Raw genomic sequence first — 6,360 nt, forward strand, 5'->3', positions numbered from 1 at the left:
ATTTAGCAGTAGAAGCGTAATTCACCGAAAGTTTCTTTCCAAAGTGAAAGAATTTCCATGTATTGGCTTTCAAGCAGACGAACGATATTTCCAAGTGTTTTTGCAGGTATGTTGGACTTGTTATTTGCAACTGAACATTTTCCCGTGCTTGTAATCCAAATTTTGGTTGAATTTTCAGAAGGCGTGCCTTGTGAGACATGGACATGAACGGGTTCAACAGGTTTTCCTTCATTGAGCCAGAAATAGATTCTATATGAGCCGAATTTAAAAATTTGAGGCATTTTCGAAACCGCCTGTCTGTGAGAATTCCAAAATCAGATGAGCCATTGATTCTACAAGGTTTTTTAAATATCTTTGTTCTTCAGCCGAGTAGCCGACAATATTTTCCCATTTGTAATCAGGGAGCCAGCAATCTGCGCTTTTGAAACCGATTTTTTCATCAGGAGTTTCAATTTTAACAATAACTCGACCGTCTTCTTTCATTTCTGAGTGGACGATTTCTGTCCCATCATTCAAAGTCATTAATGGATACAACATAAAAACTCCTTTATTCATAATGAACGATTTAGAACGATTTTTCAATACTGCCCCAAATCTGCCGATAATTTCAGCATGAAGAAATCTGCTCTTATTATCGGAATAATCTCGTTTTTTCAGGCCTTTGTTTTTTCTCAGACGAAACTGACTTATTCAGGCGACTCCAGCTATAAAATGGTGGAGAGAACCAATCTGCGCCGCTATGTGAACGGAAAATATTCTGGCCTTACCAGCCGTGAAGTACGTTCTTTTATCAGCCGAAGCGATGCGCCTGACGGAATCCGCTCTTCAAAATCAGACCGCTGGTATGACGGCAATTTCTTTGTCGTGGAAGAGACGCTCCGCAATTCCCAGTCAACGATGGCCGGCATTCATGATGCAATTCCTTCTGTTTTTAAAATCTCTGCTGACGGAAAAATGACCATGATTTCCGATAACGGCTATCCCACATTCCGAAGTTTTCCTTCTTACACCACCGAGCAGCTAAAATCGGGCGATTCATGGAAAGGGGAGGGAGAGAGGGCTGTTGACCCTATGAACAAAGGCATTTTCACCCGGATTCCGATTTTGGTTCGCTACACTTTTGAGGGAGCGGAAGTCTACAAGGGCGAGAATGTATATAGAATAAAAGCGATTTGGCAGACGAATTACGGGTTTTCAAATTTTGACCGCGACCCAAAGGGCGATGACTCTCTCAGGCAGGCAAGAGGCGGCCACAAAGCGGACATAATCGTGCGGCAGAGCACAGGCGAGGCGATTCTTATCAGCGACAATGTTGATGAGACTTTCACCTACACCGACGGAACGCAAGTAAATCTCAAAGGAACGATTACCATGTTCACCGAATATCCGCCTGCAATCGACCGCGACAAGCTGATTTTTGCCCTCAACCGAATCGCAAAAGCCGATGACAAGCCGAAAGCAGGAAAAGGCACGACAGGCACAAGTGGCACAGGCGGAAAATCTTCCCTCTCGGAAAAAATCGCCTCTTCAAAAGGCAGCGGCACAAGCCCTGACGGAAATTCTAAAAACAATATGGTCTTTGAGGAAACTCCTGCCGGAATCCGACTTTCCGTGCGTGACATAAAATTCAAGGCGGACAGCGATGAAGTTCTCGCCACGGAAAAATCCCGCCTTGATGAAATAGCAGAAGTCTTAAAACTGGCGCCAAATTCCCAGTTCTTGATTGAAGGACATACGGCGGCCGTGGGAAAACCCCAGGGGGAGCAGGCACTTTCTGTTCAGCGCGCCCGCCGAATCGCCGCGGAATTGTCAAATCGGGGAATCGCCGCCGACCGCTTTATTTGCAAAGGACTGGGCGGCACAAAACCCGTCGCAAGCAACTCCACTGACGAAGGCCGCGCCCAGAACCGTCGCGTAGAAATCACGATTCTGGAGTGATTTACTTTACTCCCACGACATCGCGCATCATCTCGTTCATGTCGTATTCGATTCTCACATTGCGGAAACCAGCCTGCCTAAAAAGTTCCGCCGTTTCCTGGGCATTGTATTCGCCGGTTTCCATAATCAGCACTCCGTTTCGGTTCAAATGCTCATAGCACTGGGGAAGAAGCCGCCTGATTAAAGAAAGGCCGTCCTCTGTGCGGGCATATTCGCCGTTTTCTGTCACATCGCCGTCCAAGGCAAGAAGCGGCTCGCTCCGTCCGTCCTTCAAAAGCTCCAGACTTTCAGAATGAGGCACATAAGGCGGATTGGTGACGATTAAATCAAAAGTATGGGGAATATTCTCAAAAAGATTTGACTGGACGAATGCACAATTCATAATGCTTAATTCATAATGTGGCACAGGACATTGGTCGCTTGGCTCCCCCGTCCCTAAAAGTCTCTGCGCGTTTTTCTTCGCAACTTCCAGAGCTTTTTCGCTGATGTCAACGAATGTCATTTTTAATTCTGCATTCTGCATTCTCAATTCAGCATTGATAGAAATCCCAACGCAGCCGCTTCCAGTGCACATATCGCAGACAGTGGGAATCGAGGCCGGATTTGCCCGGAATTTATCTTCCAATGCGTCCAAGGCCAGCTCCACCAAAAGCTCGGTGTCAGGTTTTGGAATCAAAACATCCGGCGTGACTAAAAAATCCAAGGCGAAAAATTCTTTGTGACCGGTGATGTAGGCGACAGGAAGGCCGGTCTTTCGCTTTTCAATAGCGGCGAGAAAATCAGCTTCCTGACCGCCAGACAATTCAAAATCCCGGTTTAAAAGCAAATGAGTTTTATCAAAGCCTGTGATGTGCTGCAGCAAAACCGCCGTATCAAGCTCTGGCGTTGGAGAATCGGGAAGATTTATCTTTCCATAAAGTTTTGCTTCTTGAATGGTCATAAATTACAACTCCGTTCCCCGCCGCAAAATTGCCAGATAATCCGTGTAGGAATAGAGACTTGCCTTTCCCCGCTTTGCCGACGGCTCAAGAATCATCTGCAAGAAAAAGAAAATCCACTGCTCGTAATTTCCGCTGCGACGCACTTCACTCAGCCGGTCGTAGTATTCCACTCGGTTTATTTTGAGAAAGCATGAAATGTATAAAATCGGCTTTGAGATGATTTTCTTCTGCAGCAAAAAAAGCGTTATGAGAAGCCTGCCGATTCTGCCGTTTCCGTCCAAAAATGGATGAATGGTCTCAAACTGATAGTGAATAAGTGCCGCCTGAATCAAAGGATCGAGCCGGTCATCTGAATTCATAAACTGCTCCAGCTGATTGAGGGCGATTTTCATGTCGTCAACGCTGGGCGGAATATAGCGGGCATTTTTGAGACTGCTTCCCTGACCGCCGATCCAGTTCTGGCTTGTGCGGAATTCGCCGGGCGTTTTGTCACTACCGCGCACGCCTTTTATCAAAACCGCATGAGTTTCTTTTAAAAGCCTCATGCAAAGAGGCAGCTTTTCCAAGCGGTCAATGGCAAAATCAGTTGCGCCGATGTAATTGATGACTTCGCCTACATCGATATTTGCGTTTTCTTCGTTTTCGGGGTCAAGGACATCATCAAGGTAAGCGACTTTTCGGTTCGCCTCGATAAGAAGAGCCAGCATTTCTTGAAAATTCTACAGTGATTTTAACAAAGTATTTTCACAAATTCAAGGTTTCTTGAAAATTCTTCCTCTAAAACAAGGGAGAATTTTCAACTTTTTCCGCATCCATGCAGCGTATTAACTGTCCAGAGCCTTGAACTCTTCCTCTTTGGCGTAGACATTGAGGGCGTCAAGCATTTCGTCCATGTTGCCCATCATAAAGCTGGGCAAGTTGTGGAGGGTAAGGTTGATTCGGTGGTCTGTTACGCGATCCTGAGGATAGTTATAAGTGCGGATTTTCTCCGAGCGGTCGCCGTTTCCGACCATGCTCTTTCGGGCAGAAGAACGCTCTGCGTCCAGTTTGCTCTGCTCAAAGTCAAAGAGGCGGGCGCGGAGAACTTCCCAAGCCTTTTCTTTATTCTTAATCTGAGATTTCTGATCCTGCTGGATGACGACGATTCCCGTTGGAATGTGAGTGAGCCGAACGGCTGAGTCCGTGGTATTTACACACTGACCGCCAGGACCGCCCGCACGCATTACGTCGACGCGGACATCCCCCGGATTGATTTTAATGTCGGCTTCTTCGGCTTCAGGCAGAACAGCAACGGTAACGGTAGAAGTCTGCAATCGTCCCTGGCTTTCCGTGGCAGGAACTCGCTGAACCCGGTGAACGCCAGATTCCCATCGCAAAGTTCCGTAGACGAATTTTCCTGTAATCTGAGTGACGATTTTGTTAAAGCCGCCGACTTCAGTTTCCTGAGCCTCCACATTCTCGTACTTCCAGCCCTTTCGCTCGCAGAGGTGGATATACATTTCCCACATGTCGCGCACGAAGAGTGATGCCTCATCGCCGCCCGCAGCCGAGCGAATCTCAAGGATAATGTTCTTTTCGTCAAGGGGATCCGGTGGAATCAGCTTTAGCTTAATCTGCTCTTCCAGCTGGGGAACCTTTTCTTCAAGTTCTTTAAGCTCCTCACGGGCCATTTCCTTCATTTCGGCATCGTCTTCAGCCGTAATCATCATTTTTGCGTCTTCAATGCCTTTCAGACATTTTCTGTATTCGTTTCCGACTTCAAGCACGTCTGTCAAATGACCGTGCTCTCGCATCACGTCCTTGTATTTTTTCTGGTCTTTTACCAAATCCGGGTCTTGCACCAATTCGCTCACTTCTGCAAAACGAGCGTCCAATTCTGTAAGTTTTTTCAATAAATCCATAATCTATAATTTACCAAATTTCAGCATTTTATACAAATGAGACAGTTCTAGGCAGTTATTGTTTTTCAAAAAACATACAGTAATAAATGGGCATGTAGCATATTCCTTCTTTTACAACGACAGATGAATCGTTTGAGAATACGAAAGCTTTTTTTATTTCGTAGTCTGTATTTACCATAAAATTAGTCAAAGCACTGTGAACCGAATAATTTTTCCCAGATTTAATTCTGAATGGGATTACAGATTCTGATTCATAGTCATCTATAAGAAAATCCACTTCACCTTTCAAGCGATCATCGTAATAGAAAAGATTAAATCCATGAGCGCGTAATTCCTGTGCTACGGCAGATTCATACACAGAGCCTAATTCAATGCTTTTTTTGTCATCCAAAATTGCCCTGATATCATTTTTATAGAGAATATTGGTCAGAATCCCGACATCGTTAAGGTAAAGTTTTAGAATCTTTTTCCCAGAATTCTCGTTAAGAGGAAAAGAAGGCTTTGATGTTGCTTGTACTTCAAGGGCCGTTCCTGAATTTAAGAGATAATCGAATTCTTTCTGATAGTCCGAAAATCGTTTTCCTTTTTTATTTTCGATTGCCTGTACAACGATACGCTTTTTTTTGTTTTTAAGATTTGAGGGAATCATTTCATAAATTCGTTTTGTTTTTAGATTTTTTTCTATGTCGAATTTAGCTGCATCCGTACAGTAAAGCTTATGAATTTCATCCTGAATTTTACGCACATCCATGACATTCATTTCACCAACGAAAGCTTTTACGGCATCTGGGAGACCGCCCACAAGCAAATATTTCTTAAACATATCCAGCATTTTCTCATGGACTTGAGGCGAAAGCTCCTCGAATGATTGGAATTTTTTTCTGATTGAATTTATCGTGCTTTGTTGAAACGAATTCGCGATAAGGAATTCCTCAAAATCCATTGGATACATCTGGCAAATTTCAAGACCGTCTAATTGAAGTGATGAAACCTGACCAAGCGTCTTTTCAGATAAAGAAGAGCTGGCAATATATGTGAAGCGGTCGTCATTTTTTAGAAATTTGAGAAGAGCGAAAAGGTGTGGATAAACCTGAATTTCGTCAAGAAATATGAGCGTAGTTTTTTTTCCGTGCATTCGGTCTCCGGCAAGCGTACTAAGCTGAAGATAAAAATCATCAACAGTATGAGTGTCATCAAACAGTCTGTTCCTAAGAGAGTCCTCAAGAAGATTGATTTCGATATAATTTTTGAAGAGTTTTCGACCTGTTTCTCTAATGATAAAGGTTTTCCCGATTTTTTTAGCACCGTTAATAACAAGAACTTTACCCGACCCTGATTTAAGAAATTTCTCGATGAAACCGCTTATTTTACGAAACATAAATTCCTCCCACTTTTCAATAAATTTTGCTAACGAAAATATACACTTTTCAATATAAATCCGCAAGAAAAACAGACACTTTTCAATATATTTTTGACCATAAAATCCACACTTTTCAAAGAATTTCCCCCAAAAATCCCCTTTTTTTGCCCCCAGAAATGTCGGAATCGTACTATGAAATTTAAACCTTGGTTTGTTTTTC

At 43.7% G+C, this 6,360-nt stretch carries 7 protein-coding genes; 1 reads left to right on the forward strand and 6 read right to left on the reverse strand.

Annotated features, from left to right (window positions below; genetic code table 11):
- Nucleotides 1-2 precede the first annotated feature (2 nt).
- On the reverse strand, nucleotides 3-281 hold the full coding sequence (locus B2089_RS11820) for a DUF4160 domain-containing protein (protein WP_296323658.1): 279 nt from the start codon (nucleotides 279-281) through the stop codon (nucleotides 3-5).
- Nucleotides 265-537, reverse strand: a complete 273-nt coding sequence (locus tag B2089_RS11825) for a hypothetical protein (RefSeq protein ID WP_296323655.1) — start codon at nucleotides 535-537, stop codon at nucleotides 265-267. Before B2089_RS11825 ends, B2089_RS11820 begins: the two co-directional genes overlap by 17 nt.
- Before the next feature lie 75 nt (nucleotides 538-612).
- On the opposite strand from B2089_RS11825, the gene B2089_RS11830 reads away from it, so the two are divergent.
- On the forward strand, nucleotides 613-1,938 hold the full coding sequence (locus B2089_RS11830) for an OmpA family protein (RefSeq protein WP_296323652.1): 1,326 nt from the start codon (nucleotides 613-615) through the stop codon (nucleotides 1,936-1,938).
- A gap of 1 nt (nucleotide 1,939) precedes the next feature.
- Here the strand turns inward: B2089_RS11830 and prmC are convergent, their stop codons facing one another.
- The 4 genes from prmC to B2089_RS11850 form a co-directional block, all read right to left on the reverse strand.
- Nucleotides 1,940-2,878 carry a peptide chain release factor N(5)-glutamine methyltransferase gene (gene prmC / locus B2089_RS11835; protein ID WP_296323650.1) on the reverse strand — a complete coding sequence of 313 codons (939 nt, stop codon included), beginning with the start codon at nucleotides 2,876-2,878 and terminating at the stop codon, nucleotides 1,940-1,942.
- A 3-nt stretch (nucleotides 2,879-2,881) separates the two neighbouring features.
- Complete coding sequence (locus B2089_RS11840; RefSeq protein ID WP_296323647.1) at nucleotides 2,882-3,586, reverse strand: Fic family protein; 705 nt, start codon at nucleotides 3,584-3,586, stop codon at nucleotides 2,882-2,884.
- Nucleotides 3,587-3,703: 117 nt separating this feature from the next.
- The gene (prfA, locus tag B2089_RS11845) at nucleotides 3,704-4,780 is read right to left on the reverse strand and encodes a peptide chain release factor 1 (RefSeq protein WP_296323645.1); all 1,077 of its coding nucleotides are present in this window, start codon (nucleotides 4,778-4,780) and stop codon (nucleotides 3,704-3,706) included.
- A gap of 55 nt (nucleotides 4,781-4,835) precedes the next feature.
- Nucleotides 4,836-6,158, reverse strand: a complete 1,323-nt coding sequence (locus B2089_RS11850; protein WP_296323642.1) for an ATP-binding protein — start codon at nucleotides 6,156-6,158, stop codon at nucleotides 4,836-4,838.
- Nucleotides 6,159-6,360: the final 202 nt, after the last annotated feature.

The sequence above is a fragment of the Treponema sp. UBA3813 genome, from assembly GCA_002368605.1.
Taxonomy (GTDB): domain Bacteria; phylum Spirochaetota; class Spirochaetia; order Treponematales; family Treponemataceae; genus Treponema_D.